The organism is Pseudomonas sp. MM213 (assembly GCF_020423045.1).
GTDB classification, from domain to species: domain Bacteria; phylum Pseudomonadota; class Gammaproteobacteria; order Pseudomonadales; family Pseudomonadaceae; genus Aquipseudomonas; species Aquipseudomonas migulae.
In genome coordinates, this window is record NZ_CP081943.1 from 6419596 (window position 1) to 6439058 (window position 19463).

Genomic DNA, 19463 nt, shown 5'->3' on the forward strand with positions numbered 1-19463 from the left:
GTTATCGTTCACGACCATCGCGAGCAGGCTCGCTCCTGCAGAAGTTTGTGAGCTGATAAAGGGCTTTTGTTCTGGGCGGCCACGGAGATGGCACCCTTGTTGCTAACACCTCACTACCCGCCGAGTGAGTGTCAAAAAATTGCGGGTCGTCAATGAGAGTAGACCATGAGCCAAGGTATTGAATTCAATCGGTTGATGCTGGACATGCGTTCCATGCAAATGGATGCCATGTCTGCGCCGAAATCGACTGCCGCCGTCCCTGAATTGAGCGGCAGCAGCTTTTCCGACATGCTCGGTCAGGCCGTCAATAAAGTGAGCGACACCCAGCAGGCTTCCAGTCAGTTGGCCAGTGCCTTCGAGATCGGCAAGAGTGGTGTCGACCTGACGGACGTGATGATTTCTTCGCAGAAGGCCAGCGTGTCTTTCCAGGCGTTGACCCAAGTGCGTAACAAGCTGGTTCAGGCATACCAAGACATCATGCAGATGCCGGTTTAAGGACGAGATTGAGTCATGGCAGAAGCAGTCGCCGATAATGTTCCGGCCAAGGCCACACCGATAGACGGCAAACCGCCGCTGTTCGGCTTGTCCTTCCTGGAAAACCTCTCCGAGATGACCATGTTGCGTCAGGTGGGCCTGTTGGTCGGCCTGGCTGCGAGCGTGGCGATTGGCTTCGCCGTGGTGTTGTGGTCCCAACAGCCGGACTACCGGCCTCTGTACGGCAGCCTTGCCGGTATGGACGCCAAGCAAGTCATGGATACCCTGGCTGCCGCAGACATTCCCTATACCGTTGAACCGAACTCCGGTGCCTTGCTGGTCAAGGCCGATGACCTGTCCCGTGCGCGACTGAAACTCGCGGGCGCTGGTGTCACTCCCAGCGACGGCAACATCGGTTTCGAGATCCTCGACAAGGACCAGGGACTCGGCACCAGCCAGTTCATGGAAGCGACCCGTTATCGTCGCGGCCTTGAAGGCGAACTGGCCCGGACCATCTCCAGCCTGAACAACGTCAAGGGTGCCCGCGTGCACCTGGCGATTCCGAAAAGCTCGGTGTTCGTACGTGACGAGCGCAAGCCGAGCGCTTCGGTGCTGGTAGAACTGTATTCCGGTCGCTCGCTGGAGCCGGGTCAGGTGGTGGCGATCATCAACCTGGTCGCGACCAGCGTTCCAGAACTCAGCAAGTCGCAGATCACCGTCGTCGACCAGAAGGGCAACCTGCTCTCGGATCAGGCGGAGAACTCCGAACTGACCATGGCCGGCAAGCAATTCGATTACAGCCGTCGCATGGAAAGCATGCTCACTCAGCGTGTGCACAACATCCTGCAACCGGTGCTGGGCAACGACCGCTATAAAGCCGAAGTCTCGGCGGACGTGGATTTCAGTGCTGTCGAGTCGACCTCCGAGCAGTTCAACCCGGATCAACCGGCGTTGCGCAGCGAGCAGTCGGTCAACGAACAACGCACCGCCAGCAATGGCCCGCAAGGCGTACCGGGTGCCCTGAGCAACCAGCCGCCATCGCCAGCCTCGGCGCCGCAAACCACCGGTGGTGCTACCGCGTCGGCCGGCATGGTGCAGCCGGGCCAGCCACTGCTGGATGCCAACGGTCAGCAAATCATGGACCCGGCCACCGGTCAGCCGATGCTGGCACCGTACCCGGCGGACAAGCGTCAACAATCCACCAAGAACTTCGAACTCGACCGTTCCATTAGCCACACCAAACAACAGCAAGGGCGTTTGAACCGCCTGTCGGTGTCGGTAGTGGTGGACGATCAGGTCAAGATCAACGCAGCCAACGGCGAAACCACCCGTGCACCGTGGAGCGCCGACGAATTGGCGCGCTTCACTCGTCTGGTTCAGGACGCCGTCGGTTTCGACGCCAGTCGTGGTGACAGCGTCAGCGTGATCAACATGCCGTTCTCCGCCGAGCGCGGTGAAGTGATTGCCGATATTCCGTTCTACTCCCAGCCGTGGTTCTGGGACATCGTCAAGCAAGTGCTGGGTGTCTTGTTCATCCTGATACTGGTGTTCGGTGTGCTGCGTCCGGTACTCAACAACATCACCAATGGCGGCAAAGGCAAGCAGCTGGCCGGCTTTGGCGGCGACGTGGAACTCGGTGGCATGGGCGGCCTGGACGGCGAACTGGCCAACGACCGCGTCAGCCTCGGCGGCCCGACCAGCATCCTGCTGCCGAGCCCGAGCGAAGGCTATGACGCTCAATTGAACGCAATCAAGAGTCTGGTGGCAGAAGATCCGGGTCGCGTGGCCCAGGTCGTGAAAGAGTGGATTAACGCAGATGAGTGATAACCGAGCCGCCGTCGCCAAACTGTCCCGGGTCGATAAAGCCGCAATCCTGCTGCTGTCTCTCGGTTCTACCGATGCCGCCCAGGTGCTGCGCCACATGGGGCCCAAAGAGGTCCAGCGTGTGGGTGTGGCCATGGCGCAGATGGGTAACGTGCACCGCGAGCAGGTCGAGCAGGTGATGAGCGAGTTCGTCGACATCGTCGGCGATCAGACCAGCCTGGGCGTCGGCTCCGACGACTACGTGCGCAAAATGCTGACTCAGGCGCTGGGCGAGGACAAGGCCAACGGCCTGATCGACCGGATCCTGCTGGGCGGCAACACCAGTGGCCTCGACAGCCTGAAGTGGATGGAGCCGCGCGCCGTCGCCGACGTGATCCGTTACGAGCACCCGCAGATCCAGGCGATCGTCGTGGCGTATCTCGACCCGGACCAGGCCGGCGAAGTGCTGGGCAACTTCGACCACAAGGTGCGACTGGACATCATTCTGCGGGTTTCCTCGCTGAACACCGTGCAGCCAGCCGCCCTGAAAGAACTCAACCAGATTCTCGAGAAGCAGTTCTCCGGCAACTCGAATGCCTCGCGCACCACCCTGGGTGGCATCAAGCGTGCGGCCGACATCATGAACTTCCTCGACAGCTCGATCGAAGGTCAGCTGATGGACTCGATCCGCGAAGTCGACGAAGACCTGTCCGGTCAGATCGAAGACCTCATGTTCGTGTTCAACAACCTGTCCGATGTCGACGACCGCGGGATTCAGGCGTTGCTGCGTGAAGTCTCCTCCGATGTACTGGTACTGGCCCTCAAAGGCTCGGACGAAGGCGTCAAGGAAAAGATCTTCAAGAACATGTCCAAACGGGCGGCCGAACTGTTGCGCGACGACCTCGAGGCCAAAGGCCCGGTGCGCGTCAGCGACGTGGAAACCGCACAGAAAGAAATCCTCACCATTGCTCGCCGTATGGCCGAAGCCGGAGAAATCGTTCTCGGCGGGAAGGGCGGCGAAGAGATGATCTAAGGTCACTATGTCGTCCAAACATGATGAGTCCCAGACCGACCTGATCCGCGCCAAGGACGTCGCGGGTTTCGACACCTGGTCGCTGCCCAGTTTCGACCCGCCTGCACCGGAGCCCGAGCCGGAACCAGAGCCCGAGCCGCCGGAAATGGAGGAAGTGCCGCTGGAAGAAGTCCAGCCACTGACCCTCGAAGAACTCGAAAGCATTCGCCAGGAGGCCTACAACGAAGGCTTCGCCACGGGCGAGAAAGAAGGTTTTCACAGCACCACGCTCAAGGTCCGTCAGGAAGCAGAGGCGGTCCTGGCGCCGAAAGTCGCCGCGCTTGAGCAATTGATGGCCAACCTGTTCGAGCCTATCGCCGAGCAAGACACCCAAATCGAAAAGTCGCTGGTCGACCTCGTGCAGCACATCACCAAACAGGTGATTCAGCGCGAACTGGCCATCGACTCGACGCAGATCGAACACGTCATGCGCGACGCCCTCAAGCTGTTGCCGCTGGGCGTGGGCAATGTGCGGCTGTACATCAATCCGCAGGATTTCGAACAGGTCAAAGCCCTGCGCGAACGCCATGAAGAAACCTGGCGCATCGTCGAGGACGAAGCCTTGTTGCCTGGTGGTTGCCGGGTCGAGACGGAGCACAGTCGCATCGATGCCACCGTTGAAACGCGCATCGCCCGAGTCATGGACAAGCTGTTCGATCAATTGCACGAGCAGGCCCTGCACCCGGCCGCGCCGGACCTGAGCCTGGAGCTGCCGATCGACGCCAAACCTGCCGTCGAAGCCGAGCCGGACGTTCCCGATGCGCCTTGATCGCACCAGCTTCGCCAAGCGCCTGGGCAGTTACGCCGAGGCCACGGAGCTGGCCGGCGCACCGATCCTCGAAGGCCGCTTGCTGCGCATGGTCGGCCTGACCCTCGAAGCTGAAGGCTTGCGCGCCGCCATGGGCAGCCGCTGCATGGTCATCAACGACGACAGTTACCATCCGGTGCAGGTCGAAGCCGAAGTCATGGGCTTCTCCGGCAGCAAAGTCTTTCTGATGCCGGTTGGCAGTGTCGCCGGCATCGCGCCCGGCGCCCGAGTGGTGCCGTTGGCCGATACCGGCCGTCTGCCGATGGGCATGAGCATGCTCGGACGGGTGCTCGATGGCGCCGGTCGTGCGCTGGACGGCAAGGGCGGCATGAAGGCGGAAGACTGGGTGCCGATGGACGGCCCGACGATCAACCCGCTCAAGCGTCACCCGATCAGCGAGCCGCTGGACGTGGGCATTCGCTCCATCAACGGTTTGTTGACGGTCGGTCGCGGTCAGCGGCTCGGGCTGTTCGCCGGTACCGGCGTCGGCAAGAGTGTGCTGCTGGGCATGATGACCCGCTTCACCGAGGCCGACATTATCGTCGTCGGGCTGATCGGTGAACGGGGTCGAGAAGTTAAGGAATTCATCGAGCACATCCTCGGTGAAGAAGGGCTCAAGCGCTCGGTGGTCGTGGCGTCCCCGGCGGACGATGCACCGCTGATGCGTCTGCGCGCTGCGATGTATTGCACGCGGATCGCCGAGTATTTCCGCGACAAGGGCAAGAATGTCCTGTTGCTGATGGACTCGCTGACTCGTTTCGCCCAGGCCCAGCGGGAAATCGCCCTGGCCATTGGCGAGCCGCCGGCGACCAAGGGTTATCCGCCATCGGTGTTCGCCAAGTTGCCGAAACTGGTGGAACGGGCCGGTAACGCTGAAAAGGGCGGCGGTTCGATCACCGCGTTTTATACCGTGTTGTCCGAAGGCGATGACCAGCAGGATCCGATCGCCGACTCGGCGCGGGGTGTGCTTGACGGGCACATCGTCCTGTCCCGGCGTCTGGCCGAGGAAGGGCATTACCCGGCCATCGACATCGAAGCGTCGATCAGCCGGGTCATGCCGTCGGTGGTGTCGCCGGAACACATGGCCCGCGCCCAGTATTTCAAGCAGTTGTGGTCGCGCTATCAGCAGAGTCGCGACCTTATCAGTGTCGGCGCCTACGTCGCTGGCGGTGATCGCGAGACCGACCTGGCAATTTCCCTGCAGCCGCAGCTGGCCAAATACCTGCGCCAAGGGTTGAACGACAGCATCAGCCTGGGCGAAAGCGAATCCTATCTGGGCTCGATCTTCGCGCCTGCGGCTGGCGGTTAATCGATCATGGCCCAGAGTCGGGCAGGGCGTCTGGCGCCGGTGGTCGAGATGGCCGAAAAGGCCGAGAAAACCGCCGCTCAGCGGTTAGGCCATTTTCAGGGCCAGGTTCGCGTGGCAGAAAGCAAGCTCGCCGACCTTGAAGCCTTTCGACTCGACTATCAGGAGCAATGGATCGTGCGCGGCAGCAGCGGCGTCTCGGGCCAGTGGCTGCTGGGTTATCAGGGCTTCCTCGCGCAACTGGGCACCGCCATCGATCAGCAGCGGCAAAGCCTGGCGTGGCACCAGAACAATCTGAACAAGGCACGGGAAACCTGGCAGCAGGCATTTGCCCGGGTCGAAGGCTTGCGCAAACTGGTTCAGCGTTACGCAGACGAGGCGCGACAGCTGGAAGACAGGCGCGAACAGAAGCTGATGGACGAGTTGTCCCAGCGGTTGCCGCGTGAGAGTCCGTACTGAATCAGTCAGGCCGCGTTATCGTTTTTCGCGGGCAAGCCTCGCTCCTACAGGTTTCGCATCGTCCATGATTTCGCGAACGGCACAAATCCCGCAGGAGCGAGGCTTGCCCGCGAAGGCGTCCTCAAAAACTCCGCCCCTTTCCAGCCTTGCCCCCATCTCCGTCAAGTGCTAAACCTTGTACAAGTATGTTCACCAATGACAAGGATGCCGTTCAATGTCAGTCGTTACAGAAGTCTCTCCGGATGGGCAAAAACTGACGATATCGATCAGAGGACGATTCGACTTCGCCAAACATCAGGAATTTCGCGAGTCCTACGAGAACAAGGAGCTCTCTGCAGTGGTCGTCGATTTGAAAGAAGCGACCTACCTCGACAGTTCTGCACTGGGCATGCTGCTTCTGCTGCGTGATCACGCCGGTGGCGACGATTCCGACATTCGCGTCGTCAACAGCAGTTCTGACGTGAAGAAGATTCTCGCCATCTCCAACTTCGACAAACTGTTCGACATCAGTTGACCAACGTGCAGCCGCTCGAGCCGCTGACGATCCTGATTGCCGAAGACAGCGCGGCCGACCGCATGCTGCTGTCGAGTATCGTCCGTCGCCAGGGCCATGAAGTCCTGACGGCGGCCAACGGTGCCGAAGCGGTTGAAGCGTTTCGTTTACAACGACCGCAACTGGTCTTGATGGACGCCATGATGCCGGTGATGGACGGTTTCGAGGCGGCACGGCAGATCAAGGCGCTGGCCGGGGAAACCCTGGTGCCGATCATCTTCCTGACGTCGCTGAGCGAAAGCGAAGCCTTGGCGCGCTGTCTGGAGGCTGGCGGTGACGACTTTCTGGCAAAACCCTACAACCAGGTGATCCTCGCCGCCAAAATCAAGGCAATGGACCGCTTGCGCCGGTTGCAGGCCACCGTGCTGGAGCAGCGCGACCAAATTGCCAGGCACCACGATTATCTGCTCAACGAGCAGCGTGTGGCCAAGGCCGTGTTCGACAAGGTCGCCCATTCCGGCTGCCTGAGCGCCCCCAACATCCGCTACCTGCAATCGCCTTATGCGCTGTTCAATGGTGATTTGCTGCTCGCGGCGTTCACGCCGGCCGGCGACATGCACGTGCTGCTCGGCGATTTTACCGGCCATGGCTTGCCGGCCGCCGTCGGGGCGATGCCGCTGGCCGAGGTCTTCTACGGCATGACCGCCAAGGGTTATGGCCTGTCGGAAACCCTGCGCGAGATGAACGCCAAGCTCAAGCGCATCCTGCCGGTGGACATGTTCTGCTGTGCGACGCTGCTGTGCCTGAGTTTTCAGCGGCGCTCGGTGGAGGTCTGGAACGGCGGGATGCCGGACGGTTACCTGCACAGTATTGCCAGCGGCGAGCGCACACAGCTGACCGCTCGGCATTTGCCGCTTGGCGTGCTGAGCCCGCAGACGTTCGATGACCGCACCGAAGTGTTTCCGATGGCGGTCGGGGATCGGGTGTTCCTGTTGTCTGACGGGGTGATCGATACGTGCGATGCCAATGAGCAGTTGTTCGGCGTCGAGCGATTGCAGCGGGTGTTTGCGGCCAATCGTCGGCCCGATCAGCTGTTCGAGGAGATCGAGCAGGCGCTGCGGGATTTTCGCGGTGAGGCCCGCGACGATGTCAGCATGGTCGAAGTCAGCCTGTTGGAGGCTGCGCAGCTGAGCCCGCCGGCCCTGGTGTATTCCGACAGCGGTCAGTCCTGCCCGCTGGACTGGTCGGTGAGTTTCGAGTTTCGTGCGGCCACCCTCAAGCGCTTCAATCCATTGCCGTATCTTTTGCAGTTGCTGCTGGAAGTGCATGGTTTGCGCGCCCAGAGCGGTGCGCTTTACAGTGTGCTCGCGGAGTTGTACTCCAATGCACTGGAGCACGGCGTGCTGGGGCTGGACTCAAGCCTGAAACGCGATGCCTCGGGTTTTGCCCGCTATTATCAACAGCGCAATGCACGTCTGGACGAGCTGCAGGACGGCTATGTGCGGGTGCATTTGCAGGTTGCGCCCAAAGGCGAGGGTGGTTGCCTGACGATTCGTGTCGAAGACAGTGGCAAGGGTTTTGATGTCGACAGGGTGATGGCGCGCCCCCTCGATGGTGCCCGTCTGTCGGGACGCGGGGTCAGTCTGATCCGCCAGTTGAGCCGTAACGCCAACTGGTCCGACGATGGTCGTAGTGCCCGCGTGGAATTTTTCTGGGAGGCTCTGGCATAATCCGCGCATTCTTGATCAAGGAGTGAGCAAGTGGCTGACACACATCTGGATCGCGACGTGCTGAGCGCGTTGCAAGAAGTCATGGAGGATGAGTATTCGACGTTGCTGGATACTTTTCTTGCCGATTCCACAGAGCGCTTGAGTCAGCTGCACAAGGCTGACGATGCCGAGACGCTCGGTGCCACCGCGCACAGTTTCAAGGGCAGTTGCAGCAACATGGGCGCCATTCGCCTCGCGCAGTTGTGCAATGAGCTCGAGCAGCGAAGCAAGCAGGAGTCGCTGGAAGGCATCGAGAAACTGATCAGCGAAATCGATAGTGAATTCGCGATTATCCGCACCCTCTACGAAGCAGAGCGCCAGCGCTCTCTCGCTGACAGTGCGACCGTCCGGCGTTTTTAGCGCCGTTCGAACAAAACTGGCGCAACCCTTGCAGCAATCTCCGCAACTGTACCTACGATCCCAGTGCAGCGGAGACCGTTTCATGCCCGTTACCCCCAATATTCTTCTTCAGGCCGCCGCTCAGGCCAAGACTCAAGCCGCCTCCGCCAATCCACCGGCGCTGTCCGCTGAGCCCGGGGACAAAGCCTCCAGCTTCGCTCAGGTCTACGCCAATCAAGCCCAGAACAAGCCCTCGGCGGCCACCGATGGAACGCCGAAGCCGGTGCGCGATAAAGCCCCGGACAGCCCCGATAAAAAGAGCGTCGGCAACGACAATGCTGCCGCCCCGGAACCGACGGTTGCCGATAGCGGCAAAACCTTGCCCGCCGATAAACCGGCGCCGGCCGACGACAAGGCTGCCAGCGATGATGCCGCAGCTGCCGCGGATACCGCAGAAACCCCGGTAGTCGTCGACACGGCGCCGGTTGATCCGGCTCTCGATCCGTCATTGCTGCCGGCGTTGCAAGCCGTGGTGGCAGCTCCGGTTCCGCAAGCACCGCCAGTGGTGGTCACTGAGCAGCCGCAAGTGCAGGCGCCTCCTGTTGCTGCGCCAGTGGCGGCGGCACAGGTTGCCGCACCGACGGATGACGCGTTCGATCCTGAAGCCGATCCGCTGGATGCGCTGCCGGCCGTGCGTATGGCCATGGAGCAGGGTGGTCATATTTCCGCTGCCAGTCAGGCGCAACCCAAGGCAGCACCGACGGCTGCTCAGGCCCAGGCTGATGGCGAACCCACCTCGGCACAGAACTTTGCCGCCGGCATGGCGGGCATGCTCGATGTGCAGGCGGACAAGGACAGTACCAGCCAGGGCGGTGAGAAAACCTTCAGTGGGTTGATCGATGACGGCCTCAAGGATTTGAAGTCGGCGAGCAGCGATACCCGCGTCGACGACTTCGCCAACCGTCTGGCGGCGCTGACTCAGGCAGCTACACCGAAAACCGCCAACGCGGTACCGGTGAATCAGCCGATCACGATGAATCAAAGCGGCTGGACCGAAGAGATCGTGAACCGGGTCATGTACCTGTCCAGCGCCAATCTCAAGGCGGCCGATATCCAGTTGCAACCGGCCGAACTGGGGCGTCTCGATATTCGGGTGAACATGGTGCCGGACCAGCAGACCCAAGTGACCTTCATGAGCGCGCATCCAAGCGTTCGCGAAGCGCTCGATGGTCAGATGCACCGCTTGCGTGACATGTTCGCGCAGCAGGGCATGGGGCAGGTCGATGTCAACGTGTCTGACCAGTCGCGTGGCTGGCAGGGGCAGAGTCAGGAACAACAGGCTCAGCAGGGGCAGGGCGGGCGCAGCAACGCCAGCGGTGGTCGCCTCGATGGCGTGGATGAAGAGCTCGCGCCGACCGTTGCCGAAGTCGCGGCCAGCACCACCAGTGTCATCGGCTCCAGCGCCGTCGACTACTACGCCTGATCAAACGCAATCCCTTGTAGGAGCGAGCGGTTCGGCGTTCCGACTTGCCCGCGAAGAACGATGTTGCGGTTTAACTGACAAACCGCGTCATCGTTCTTCGCGGGCAAGCCTCGCTCCTACAAGTGCGGTATTCGCCGATCATTCGCTGTCTCCAATACCTCCCGACACTTCTGGCATAACACTTGCTCTTGCCTTGCCGTGCGACTGTGAAAACCCGAATAGTGACGGATTATTGGCATGGCGAAGAGCGAAGCAGTAGTAAAAGACCCCGCAACCAAAGGCAAAATCAAGCTGATCATTGTGATCGTGGTGGCCCTGCTGCTGGCGATCGGCTTGTCCGTGGGAGCGACCTGGTTCTTCATGCACAGCGCTCAGAGCAAGCCTGCCGCCGCGGTTGAAGCTGCCCCGGTCGGCAAGCAACCAGCGGTTTTCGAGCAAATGGCGCCGGCCTTCGTGGCCAACTACAACCAGAACGGCCGCCAGCGCTTCATGCAGGTGAGCATCACCATGCAGGGTCGCAATCAGGCCGACCTGGAAGCCCTGAAAGTCCACATGCCGGTCATCCGCAACAACCTTGTCATGCTGTTCTCCGGGCAGGATTTCGCGACCCTGGCGTCGCCGGTCGGTCAGGAAATGCTGCGCCAGAAAGCCACGGCCAGCGTCCAGGAAGTGGCGCAGAAAGAGCTCGGCAAAGTGGTCATCGAACAGTTGCTTTTCACTAATTTCGTACTGCAGTAGGAACACGACATGGCCGTGCAGGACCTGCTGTCCCAGGATGAGATCGATGCGCTGTTGCATGGTGTCGACGATGGTCTGGTACAGACCGATACCGCTGCCGAACCCGGCAGTGTCAAAAGCTACGACCTGACCAGCCAGGATCGCATCGTCCGTGGACGCATGCCGACCCTGGAAATGATCAACGAGCGTTTCGCCCGCTACACCCGCATCAGCATGTTCAACATGCTGCGCCGCTCGGCGGACGTTGCCGTCGGTGGTGTGCAGGTGATGAAGTTCGGCGAATACGTGCACTCGCTGTACGTGCCGACCAGCCTCAACCTGGTCAAGATCAAACCGTTGCGCGGCACGGCGCTGTTCATCCTCGACGCCAAACTGGTGTTCAAACTGGTGGACAACTTCTTCGGCGGCGATGGCCGTCACGCGAAGATCGAAGGGCGTGAATTCACCCCGACCGAACTGCGTGTGGTGCGCATGGTGCTGGAGCAGGCCTTCGTCGATCTGAAGGAAGCCTGGCAGGCGATCATGGAAGTGAACTTCGAGTACATCAACTCGGAAGTGAACCCGGCCATGGCCAACATCGTCGGCCCGAGCGAAGCTATTGTGGTGTCGACCTTCCACATCGAACTCGATGGCGGTGGCGGCGACCTGCACGTGACCATGCCGTACTCGATGATCGAGCCGGTGCGCGAAATGCTCGACGCCGGCTTCCAGTCGGACCTCGACGATCAGGACGAGCGTTGGGTCAATGCCCTGCGCCAGGACGTGCTCGACGTCGACGTGCCGATCGGCGCTACGGTTGCCCGTCGCCAGTTGCGCCTGCGCGACATTCTGCACATGCAGCCGGGGGACATTATCCCGGTCGAAATGCCGGAAGAAATGATCATGCGCGCCAATGGCGTGCCTGCGTTCAAGGTCAAGATGGGCTCGCACAAAGGCAACCTCGCGTTGCAAGTGATCGAGCCGATCGAGCGCCGTTGACCGGCGCCTCTACATATTCGCTTTTAACTGACGGCTGCCCTCTGATGGGTTGCCCGCCGAGGACACATGATGGCTGACGATATGAATACTCAGGACGACCAGGCGCTGGCTGACGAATGGGCTGCGGCCCTGGAAGAAACCGGCGATGCCGGGCAGGACGACATTGACGCCTTGCTGGCGGCTGACGCTGCTGGTTCGTCGTCGAACCGTCTGCCGATGGAAGAATTCGGCAGCGTGCCGAAAAACAACGATCCGGTAACCCTGGACGGTCCGAACCTGGACGTGATCCTCGACATCCCGGTGTCGATTTCCATGGAAGTCGGCAGCACCGACATCAACATCCGTAACCTGCTGCAGCTCAACCAGGGTTCGGTGATCGAGCTCGATCGCCTGGCCGGTGAGCCGCTGGACGTGCTGGTCAACGGTACGTTGATCGCTCACGGTGAAGTGGTGGTGGTCAACGAGAAGTTCGGCATCCGCCTGACCGACGTGATCAGCCCAAGCGAACGCATCAAGAAGCTGCGCTGAGTGAAAAAGCTTTTGGGGTTGTTTCTGGCCTTGCCGTTCAGTGCGTTGGCGGCCGAACCGGCGGCTAATGCTGCCGTGGCTGTCGCACCTGCTGTCAGCAGTGGTGTGGCGGGCCAGTTGACGCAATTGGTGCTCGGTCTGCTGCTGGTGCTGGGGTTGATCTTCTTCCTCGCCTGGCTGTTGCGCCGGGTCCAGCAGGCCGGGCCTGCGGGCAAGGCGCAGGTGATCGAATTGATCGGTTCCCGAGCGCTGGGTCCGCGTGACCGATTGATGCTGGTGCAGGTCGGCAACGAGCAGATTCTGCTCGGTTTGAGCCCCGGCACCATCACCGCGCTGCATGTGCTCAAGGAGCCGGTGCACGTACCGGTCACCGAGAAAGCGACCCCGGAATTTGCCCAGCGCCTGATGGAACTGATGGGCAAGGATCAGAAGGATAAGAAGTAATGGGTGCGCTACGCATCATCTTGACGCTGGCCCTGATGCTGGCCGCGCCGCTGGCCTTCGCCGCCGATCCGTTGTCGATCCCGGCGATCACCCTGGGCACCAACGCACAGGGCGCTCAGGAATATTCGGTCAGCCTGCAAATCCTGCTGATCATGACCGCGCTGAGTTTCATTCCGGCGTTCGTCATGCTGATGACCAGCTTCACGCGGATCATCATCGTCTTCTCGATCCTGCGTCAGGCCCTGGGCCTGCAGCAGACGCCGTCGAACCAGATCCTCACGGGCATGGCGCTGTTTCTGACCCTGTTCATCATGGCGCCGGTGTTTGACCGGGTGAACCAGGATGCCTTGCAGCCGTATCTGGCGGAAAAACTCACCGCGCAGGATGCCGTGGCCAAGGCTCAGGTGCCGATCAAGGACTTCATGCTGGCGCAGACACGCAGCAGTGATCTGGAATTGTTCATGCGCCTGTCCAAGCGCACGGACATCGCCACGCCGGATCAGGAGCCGCTGACCATTCTGGTGCCGGCCTTCGTCACGTCCGAGCTGAAAACCGCGTTCCAGATCGGCTTCATGATCTTCATTCCGTTCCTGATCATCGACCTGGTCGTCGCCAGTGTGCTGATGGCCATGGGTATGATGATGCTCTCGCCGCTGATCATTTCCCTGCCGTTCAAGATCATGCTGTTCGTGCTGGTGGATGGCTGGGCGCTGATCATCGGGACATTGGCGAGTAGCTTCGGCGGTGTTTCGCCATGACGCCGGAAGTCGCGGTAGACATCTTTCGTGAAGCGCTCTGGCTGACCACCATGATGGTCGCCGTGCTGGTGATTCCGAGTCTGCTGGTGGGTCTGCTGGTCGCGATGTTCCAGGCGGCTACGCAGATCAACGAACAAACCCTGAGCTTCTTGCCGCGCCTGCTGGTCATGCTGGTGACGCTGATCGTTGCCGGTCCGTGGCTGGTGCAGACGTTCATGGAATACATCCTGCAGTTGTACGGCAATATTCCTCGGGTCATCGGCTAAGCCATGCAGTCACTGCTGCAACTGACCGATACCCAGATCAGCACCTGGGTGGCGACGTTCATGTTGCCCCTGTTTCGCATCGGTGGCTTGCTGATGGTCATGCCGGTTTTTGGTACGACCCTGGTGCCCCAGCGGGTGCGTCTGTATTTCGCCCTCGCGATCACGGTCGTGATTGCGCCCGGGTTGCCACCAATGCCGCCGGTCAATGCGCTGGACTTGAGCGGGCTGCTGCTGATTGCCGAGCAGATCCTCATTGGCGCGGTGATGGGGTTCGCCTTGCAACTGTTCTTCCAGGCCTTTGTGGTCGCCGGGCAGATCGTATCGATTCAGATGGGCATGGGCTTCGCGTCGATGGTCGACCCCACCAACGGCGTGTCGGTGGCGGTGATCGGGCAGTTCTTCACCATGCTGGTGACGCTGTTGTTCCTGGCCATGAATGGCCACTTGGTGGTCTTCGAAATTCTCACTGAAAGTTTCACCACGCTCCCGGTCGGTAGCGGCTTTATGGTTTCACAGTTCTGGGACCTGGCCGGCAAGCTCGGTTGGGTGCTGGGTGCGGCATTGTTGCTGGTGTTGCCGGCGATCACCGCGCTACTGGTGGTCAACATCGCGTTTGGCGTGATGACCCGCGCCGCGCCGCAACTGAACATCTTTTCCATCGGCTTCCCGCTGACCCTGGTGCTCGGGCTGTTCATTGTCTGGGTCGGGCTGGCGGACATCATCAATCAGTACCAACCGCTGGCTACCGAGGCCTTGCAGTGGTTGCGCGAACTGGCACGGGCGCGCTGAGTCATGGCTGAGAGCGAAAGCGGTCAGGACAAAACAGAAGACCCCACGGAGAAACGTAAAAAGGACTCCAGGGACAAGGGCGAAATTGCGCGCTCCAAAGAGCTCAATACCCTGGCGATCATGCTTGCCGGTGCCGGTGCGCTGCTGATTTTCGGCGGGGCTTTGGCGCAGGACATGATGGAGCTGATGCGCATGAACTTCACGCTGTCGCGGGAAGTGATTCTGGATCAGCGCAGCATGGGCACCTTCCTCCTGCACTCGGGGCAGATTGCCCTGTTGGCGATTCAGCCGGTGATGATCACCTTGCTGCTGGCGGCATTTCTCGGCCCGATTTCCCTCGGTGGCTGGTTGTTCGCGGCAGGCTCGATGGCGCCGAAATTCAGTCGCATGAACCCCGGCGCGGGGCTGAAGCGGATGTTCTCGGCCAAGGCGCTGGTGGAGCTGCTCAAGGCCCTGGCGAAGTTCTTCATTGTGCTGTTCGTCGCGCTGGCGGTGTTGAATTCCGACATCGACGACCTGATGCGCATTGCGCACGAGCCGTTGGAAATGGCGATCATTCACAGCCTGCAAGTGGTCGGCTGGAGCACCCTGTGGATGGCGTGCGGCTTGATCATCATCGCTGCCGTCGACGTGCCGGTGCAGCTCTGGGAAAGCCACAAGAAGCTGCTGATGACCAAGCAGGAAGTGCGCGACGAGCACAAGGATCAGGAGGGTAGGCCGGAGGTCAAGCAGCGCATTCGCCAGTTGCAGCGCGAGATGTCCCAGCGCCGGATGATGGCGGCCATCCCTGAGGCCGATGTGGTCATTACCAACCCGACTCACTATGCCGTGGCGCTCAAATACGACCCGGACAAGGGCTCGGCACCGATGCTGATTGCCAAGGGCAGTGATTTCCTGGCCCTGAAAATCCGTGAAATCGCCGTGGCCAACGAAGTGCTGCTGCTGGAGTCTCCGGCCCTGGCGCGTTCGATCTATTACTCCACGGAGCTGGAGCAGGAAATTCCTGGCGGGCTTTATCTGGCCGTCGCTCAGGTATTGGCCTACGTCTACCAGATCCGACAGCACCGCGCGGGCAAGGGCAAGCGGCCGGATCCGCTCAAGGATGATTTGCCGATTCCACCGGATCTGCGCCGCGATTCCTGAGGTTTGCGCTAGTCGTGCCGACGCCTTCGCGGGCAAGCCTCGCTCCTACAGGGTTTGCGTCGACCACAAAAACATCTGTGCCATCCGTCCTGTAGGAGCGTGGCTTGCCCGCGAAAGCGTCAGCCCGGACGACACAACTCCCCCCAGAAACCCCTCTGTTCCAAGCTCTCGGCAAAAGTTGGAAGGCTTCTTGCAGTAGCCGCCCTGCGTCTGCTTCAGGCGTCAAAAGTTTGCTTTAAAGGAACGGGGAAAACCGGTGGATCGCTCTCAGTTACTCAACAGTGCCCGCACAAACGTTGCCGACTTAAGTCGGGGCAATCTGGGCGTGCCGTTGTTGCTGCTGGTCATGCTGGCCATGATGATGCTGCCGGTGCCGCCGTTCCTGCTGGACGTGTTCTTCACGTTCAACATCGCGCTGTCGATTGTCGTGCTGCTGGTCTGCGTCTACGCGTTGCGGCCGCTGGATTTCGCGGTGTTCCCGACCATTCTGCTGGTGGCAACGTTGTTGCGACTGGCGCTGAACGTGGCCTCCACACGGGTGGTGATGCTTCACGGGCAGGACGGCCACGCCGCCGCCGGTAAGGTGATCCAGGCGTTCGGTGAGGTGGTGATCGGCGGCAACTACGTGGTCGGTATCGTGGTCTTCGCGATTTTGATGATCATCAACTTCGTCGTGGTAACCAAGGGTGCCGGGCGGATTTCCGAGGTGAGCGCACGTTTCACCCTCGATGCGATGCCCGGCAAACAAATGGCGATCGACGCCGATTTGAACGCCGGCCTGATCGATCAGAACCAGGCCAAGATGCGCCGGATGGAAGTGGCCCAGGAAGCCGAGTTCTACGGTTCCATGGACGGTGCCAGCAAGTTCGTGCGCGGCGACGCCATCGCCGGTTTGCTGATTCTGTTCATCAACCTGATCGGCGGCATGGCGGTCGGTATCTTCCAGCACGGCATGACCTTCGGTGATGCGGGCAGGGTTTACGCGTTGCTGACCATCGGTGACGGTTTGGTGGCGCAATTGCCATCACTGTTGTTATCTACAGCTGCAGCGATCATGGTGACCCGTGCTTCCGGTTCGGAAGACATGGGCAAGCAGATCAATCGCCAGATGTTCGCCTCGCCCAAGGCGCTGGCCGTGGCGGCGGGCCTGATGGCAGTGATGGGCCTGGTGCCCGGCATGCCGCACTTTTCCTTTCTGACCATGGCGGCCCTGGCGGCCGGTGGCGCGTACCTGTTCTGGAAGAAGCAGAACATCGTCAAGGTTCAGGCCCTGCAAGAGGTCAAGCGTCAGCAGGAATTGCTGCCATCGCCGGCTCGCGCTCAGGAAACCAAGGAGCTTGGCTGGGACGATGTGACGCCGATCGACATGATTGGCCTGGAAGTCGGCTATCGTCTGATTCCGCTGGTGGACCGCAATCAGGGTGGTCAGCTGCTGGCGCGGATCAAGGGTGTGCGTAAAAAGCTGTCCCAGGATCTGGGCTTCCTGATGCCGACTGTGCATATCCGTGACAACCTCGACCTCGCACCGAGCGCCTATCGCCTCACTCTGATGGGGGTGATCCTGGCCGAAGCGGAGATTTATCCGGACCGCGAGCTGGCGATCAACCCTGGTCAGGTCTACGGTTCGCTCAACGGTATTACCGCCAAAGATCCGGCTTTCGGGCTGGAGGCGGTCTGGATCGAAGTCAGTCAGCGCGCGCAGGCACAATCCCTCGGTTACACCGTGGTCGATGCCAGTACGGTAGTGGCAACCCATTTGAACCAGATTCTGTACAAGCACTCCAGTGAGCTGATTGGCCACGAAGAAGTGCAGCAACTCATGCAATTGCTGGCCAAAAGCTCGCCAAAACTGGCGGAAGAGCTGGTGCCGGGCGTGGTTTCGTTGTCACAGTTGCTCAAGGTGCTCCAGGCGTTGCTGGCCGAACAGGTGCCCGTGCGGGACATTCGCAGCATCGCCGAGGCGATCGCGAACAATGCCGCCAAGAGTCAAGATACTGCCGCGCTGGTGGCCGCCGTCCGCGTCGGCGTATCTCGTGCAATCGTCCAAAGCATTGTGGGGACTGAGTCGGAGCTGCCAGTTATCACCTTGGAGCCAAGGTTGGAACAAATATTGCTCAATAGTCTTCAGAAGGCAGGACAAGGCTCGGAAGAGGGCGTTCTGCTGGAGCCAAGCATGGCTGAAAAACTGCAACGCTCGTTGATCGATGCGGCGCAGCGTCAGGAAATGCAAGGTCAGCCGGTGATTCTGCTGGTGGCCGGCCCGGTTCGCGCGATGCTGTCGCGATTCGGCCGACTGGCAGTCCCGGGTTTGCATGTGTTGGCTTACCAGGAAATCCCTGACAACAAGCAAGTGACCATCGTTGCGACAGTAGGGCCCAACGGCTGAGGTAGTGGTTTATGCAAGTTAAGCGTTTTTTCGCCGCCGATATGCGTCAGGCCATGAAGCTGGTTCGTGATGAGCTGGGCGCTGATGCCGCCATCATTGGCAACCGCCGGATCGCCGGTGGTGTCGAGCTGACGGCCGCTCTGGATTACAAACTGTCGGCGCTGGCCCCGCGTGTTCCGAACATGGAACTCGAGGATGAGCTGCGCAAGACCCAGTCGCGGATCGTCACCGCCCAGGCCGAACTGAGCCTGCGCAGCGATGGCGAGAGCGACAAGTCCACCAATCGCCAGTTGTTCGCCGGCCTGCCGCTGACTGCCGCCGAGCCGCTGATCGAGCCGACCTACGCTGAACCTCGTCGCCCGGCACCGGCCCCTGCGCCTGCCGCGACCGGTGTTGATCCGCGTGCCTTCGACTCGATGCGTTTCGAACTCAACAGCCTGCGCGAACTGATGGAAGTACAACTCGGTTCGCTGGCCTGGAATCAGTTGCAAGGCAGCCGCCCGGCCCAGGCCAACCTTTGGCGCCGCCTGCAACGCATCGGCTTGTCCGGTCCGTTGTCCCGCGATCTGCTGGAACTGATTACCGACATTGATGAGCCTCGTCAGGCCTGGCGCATGTTGCTGGCGCACCTGGCGCGGATGATCGCCACACCGGAAGTCGAGCCACTGGAAGAGGGCGGCGTGATTGCCATGGTCGGCCCCGCCGGCATGGGCAAGACCACCACCCTGGCCAAGCTCGCGGCCCGTTACGTGCTCAAGTACGGTGCGCAGAACATCGCGCTGGTGAGCATGGACAGCTACCGCATCGGTGCCCAGGAACAACTCAAGACCCTCGGCCGGATCCTCAATGTGTCGGTGACGCACGTCGATCCGGGCCAGTCCCTGGTGCAGGCGCTGGATCCTTTGCTGCGCAAGCGCGTGGTGCTGATCGATACCGCGGGCCTTCAGGCCAGCGATCCGGCATTGCGCATGCAGCTCGAAAGCCTGGCCGGTCGTGGCATCAAATCAAAAAATTATCTGGTTCTGGCAACCACCAGCCAAAAACAGGTTCTAACCGCCGCTTATCACAGTTACAAGCGCTGCGGGCTGGCTGGCTGCATCCTGACTAAACTGGATGAGACGGCAAGCTTGGGCGAGGTGTTGAGCCTGGCGATCAGTCATGAATTGCCGGTGGCTTACCTGACTGATGGGCCGCGTATTCCGGATGATCTGCATCTGCCGCGTCGTCATCAGTTGGTCAGTCGCGCCGTTAGCGTGCAAATGCAGGAAGAACCCAGCGAAGAAGCCATGGCTGACATGTTCGCTGATATTTATCACAGCCCGACCAAGCAGGTTGGCTGAGGTATTAATGAACAGTTTTTGTACCTACATCGATGGTCTGCCATGCATTGTTCAGTTGATGAGCGCGCAGCCAGTAATGTGGCCTCC

The 19463-nt window shown here is 60.7% G+C and carries 20 protein-coding genes; all 20 read left to right on the forward strand.

Annotated elements, in window-relative coordinates; genetic code table 11:
- Nucleotides 1–165 precede the first annotated feature (165 nt).
- Nucleotides 166–495, forward strand: coding sequence for a flagellar hook-basal body complex protein FliE (gene fliE / locus K5R88_RS29205; protein ID WP_008044594.1), 330 nt, complete (start codon nt 166–168; stop codon nt 493–495).
- Nucleotides 496–510: 15 nt separating this feature from the next.
- On the forward strand, nt 511–2298 hold the full coding sequence (gene fliF, locus K5R88_RS29210) for a flagellar basal-body MS-ring/collar protein FliF (RefSeq protein ID WP_008044586.1): 1788 nt from the start codon (nt 511–513) through the stop codon (nt 2296–2298).
- Complete coding sequence (gene fliG / locus K5R88_RS29215; RefSeq protein ID WP_003184041.1) at nt 2291–3310, forward strand: flagellar motor switch protein FliG; 1020 nt, start codon at nt 2291–2293, stop codon at nt 3308–3310. The genes fliF and fliG overlap by 8 nt, the downstream gene beginning before the upstream one ends.
- A 7-nt stretch (nt 3311–3317) precedes the next feature.
- The gene (gene fliH / locus K5R88_RS29220) at nt 3318–4118 is read left to right on the forward strand and encodes a flagellar assembly protein FliH (protein ID WP_008035210.1); all 801 of its coding nucleotides are present in this window, start codon (nt 3318–3320) and stop codon (nt 4116–4118) included.
- On the forward strand, nt 4108–5466 hold the full coding sequence (fliI, locus tag K5R88_RS29225) for a flagellar protein export ATPase FliI (protein WP_192226042.1): 1359 nt from the start codon (nt 4108–4110) through the stop codon (nt 5464–5466). Before fliH ends, fliI begins: the two co-directional genes overlap by 11 nt.
- A 6-nt stretch (nt 5467–5472) precedes the next feature.
- Nucleotides 5473–5922, forward strand: a complete 450-nt coding sequence (fliJ, locus tag K5R88_RS29230; RefSeq protein ID WP_008024572.1) for a flagellar export protein FliJ — start codon at nt 5473–5475, stop codon at nt 5920–5922.
- A 214-nt stretch (nt 5923–6136) separates the two neighbouring features.
- Complete coding sequence (locus K5R88_RS29235) at nt 6137–6436, forward strand: STAS domain-containing protein (protein ID WP_008024574.1); 300 nt, start codon at nt 6137–6139, stop codon at nt 6434–6436.
- A 5-nt stretch (nt 6437–6441) separates the two neighbouring features.
- Entirely contained in the window at nt 6442–8145 is a 1704-nt protein-coding gene (locus K5R88_RS29240; protein WP_226298820.1) for an ATP-binding SpoIIE family protein phosphatase, read from the forward strand.
- Between the two features lie 30 nt (nt 8146–8175).
- Nucleotides 8176–8544: an Hpt domain-containing protein gene (locus K5R88_RS29245; RefSeq protein WP_226298821.1), complete on the forward strand. Its 369-nt coding sequence runs from the start codon at nt 8176–8178 to the stop codon at nt 8542–8544.
- An 82-nt stretch (nt 8545–8626) separates the two neighbouring features.
- Nucleotides 8627–10006, forward strand: coding sequence for a flagellar hook-length control protein FliK (locus K5R88_RS29250; protein WP_226298822.1), 1380 nt, complete (start codon nt 8627–8629; stop codon nt 10004–10006).
- A gap of 237 nt (nt 10007–10243) precedes the next feature.
- On the forward strand, nt 10244–10744 hold the full coding sequence (fliL, locus tag K5R88_RS29255; RefSeq protein ID WP_192419617.1) for a flagellar basal body-associated protein FliL: 501 nt from the start codon (nt 10244–10246) through the stop codon (nt 10742–10744).
- A gap of 9 nt (nt 10745–10753) precedes the next feature.
- Nucleotides 10754–11722: a flagellar motor switch protein FliM gene (fliM, locus tag K5R88_RS29260; RefSeq protein WP_008024584.1), complete on the forward strand. Its 969-nt coding sequence runs from the start codon at nt 10754–10756 to the stop codon at nt 11720–11722.
- A 69-nt stretch (nt 11723–11791) separates the two neighbouring features.
- Nucleotides 11792–12250, forward strand: coding sequence for a flagellar motor switch protein FliN (gene fliN / locus K5R88_RS29265; RefSeq protein ID WP_008039811.1), 459 nt, complete (start codon nt 11792–11794; stop codon nt 12248–12250).
- Nucleotides 12251–12694 carry a flagellar biosynthetic protein FliO gene (gene fliO / locus K5R88_RS29270; protein ID WP_226298823.1) on the forward strand — a complete coding sequence of 148 codons (444 nt, stop codon included), beginning with the start codon at nt 12251–12253 and terminating at the stop codon, nt 12692–12694.
- Nucleotides 12694–13452 (forward strand): flagellar type III secretion system pore protein FliP, encoded by a 759-nt coding sequence (fliP, locus tag K5R88_RS29275; RefSeq protein WP_226298824.1) that lies wholly within the window; start codon nt 12694–12696, stop codon nt 13450–13452. Before fliO ends, fliP begins: the two co-directional genes overlap by 1 nt.
- Nucleotides 13449–13718, forward strand: a complete 270-nt coding sequence (fliQ, locus tag K5R88_RS29280) for a flagellar biosynthesis protein FliQ (RefSeq protein ID WP_008024593.1) — start codon at nt 13449–13451, stop codon at nt 13716–13718. The genes fliP and fliQ overlap by 4 nt, the downstream gene beginning before the upstream one ends.
- A gap of 3 nt (nt 13719–13721) precedes the next feature.
- Nucleotides 13722–14507: a flagellar biosynthetic protein FliR gene (fliR, locus tag K5R88_RS29285; protein WP_207285368.1), complete on the forward strand. Its 786-nt coding sequence runs from the start codon at nt 13722–13724 to the stop codon at nt 14505–14507.
- 3 nt (nt 14508–14510) lie between these two features.
- Nucleotides 14511–15650, forward strand: a complete 1140-nt coding sequence (gene flhB, locus K5R88_RS29290) for a flagellar biosynthesis protein FlhB (protein ID WP_008039815.1) — start codon at nt 14511–14513, stop codon at nt 15648–15650.
- A gap of 256 nt (nt 15651–15906) precedes the next feature.
- Nucleotides 15907–18036, forward strand: a complete 2130-nt coding sequence (gene flhA / locus K5R88_RS29295) for a flagellar biosynthesis protein FlhA (protein WP_008039816.1) — start codon at nt 15907–15909, stop codon at nt 18034–18036.
- Between the two features lie 11 nt (nt 18037–18047).
- A complete protein-coding gene (gene flhF / locus K5R88_RS29300) occupies nt 18048–19376 on the forward strand; it encodes a flagellar biosynthesis protein FlhF (protein ID WP_008024604.1) in 1329 nt (442 codons plus the stop codon).
- The last annotated feature ends 87 nt before the right edge of the window (nt 19377–19463 follow it).

Coding starts and splice junctions, on each gene's coding strand:
- fliE (WP_008044594.1), top strand. CDS start 166: ATGAGCCAAGGTATTGAATTCAATCGGTTGATGCTGGACATGCGTTCC.
- fliF (WP_008044586.1), top strand. CDS start 511: ATGGCAGAAGCAGTCGCCGATAATGTTCCGGCCAAGGCCACACCGATA.
- fliG (WP_003184041.1), top strand. CDS start 2,291: ATGAGTGATAACCGAGCCGCCGTCGCCAAACTGTCCCGGGTCGATAAA.
- fliH (WP_008035210.1), top strand. CDS start 3,318: ATGTCGTCCAAACATGATGAGTCCCAGACCGACCTGATCCGCGCCAAG.
- fliI (WP_192226042.1), top strand. CDS start 4,108: ATGCGCCTTGATCGCACCAGCTTCGCCAAGCGCCTGGGCAGTTACGCC.
- fliJ (WP_008024572.1), top strand. CDS start 5,473: ATGGCCCAGAGTCGGGCAGGGCGTCTGGCGCCGGTGGTCGAGATGGCC.
- K5R88_RS29235 (WP_008024574.1), top strand. CDS start 6,137: ATGTCAGTCGTTACAGAAGTCTCTCCGGATGGGCAAAAACTGACGATA.
- K5R88_RS29250 (WP_226298822.1), top strand. CDS start 8,627: ATGCCCGTTACCCCCAATATTCTTCTTCAGGCCGCCGCTCAGGCCAAG.
- fliL (WP_192419617.1), top strand. CDS start 10,244: ATGGCGAAGAGCGAAGCAGTAGTAAAAGACCCCGCAACCAAAGGCAAA.
- fliM (WP_008024584.1), top strand. CDS start 10,754: ATGGCCGTGCAGGACCTGCTGTCCCAGGATGAGATCGATGCGCTGTTG.
- fliN (WP_008039811.1), top strand. CDS start 11,792: ATGGCTGACGATATGAATACTCAGGACGACCAGGCGCTGGCTGACGAA.
- fliP (WP_226298824.1), top strand. CDS start 12,694: ATGGGTGCGCTACGCATCATCTTGACGCTGGCCCTGATGCTGGCCGCG.
- fliQ (WP_008024593.1), top strand. CDS start 13,449: ATGACGCCGGAAGTCGCGGTAGACATCTTTCGTGAAGCGCTCTGGCTG.
- fliR (WP_207285368.1), top strand. CDS start 13,722: ATGCAGTCACTGCTGCAACTGACCGATACCCAGATCAGCACCTGGGTG.
- flhB (WP_008039815.1), top strand. CDS start 14,511: ATGGCTGAGAGCGAAAGCGGTCAGGACAAAACAGAAGACCCCACGGAG.
- flhF (WP_008024604.1), top strand. CDS start 18,048: ATGCAAGTTAAGCGTTTTTTCGCCGCCGATATGCGTCAGGCCATGAAG.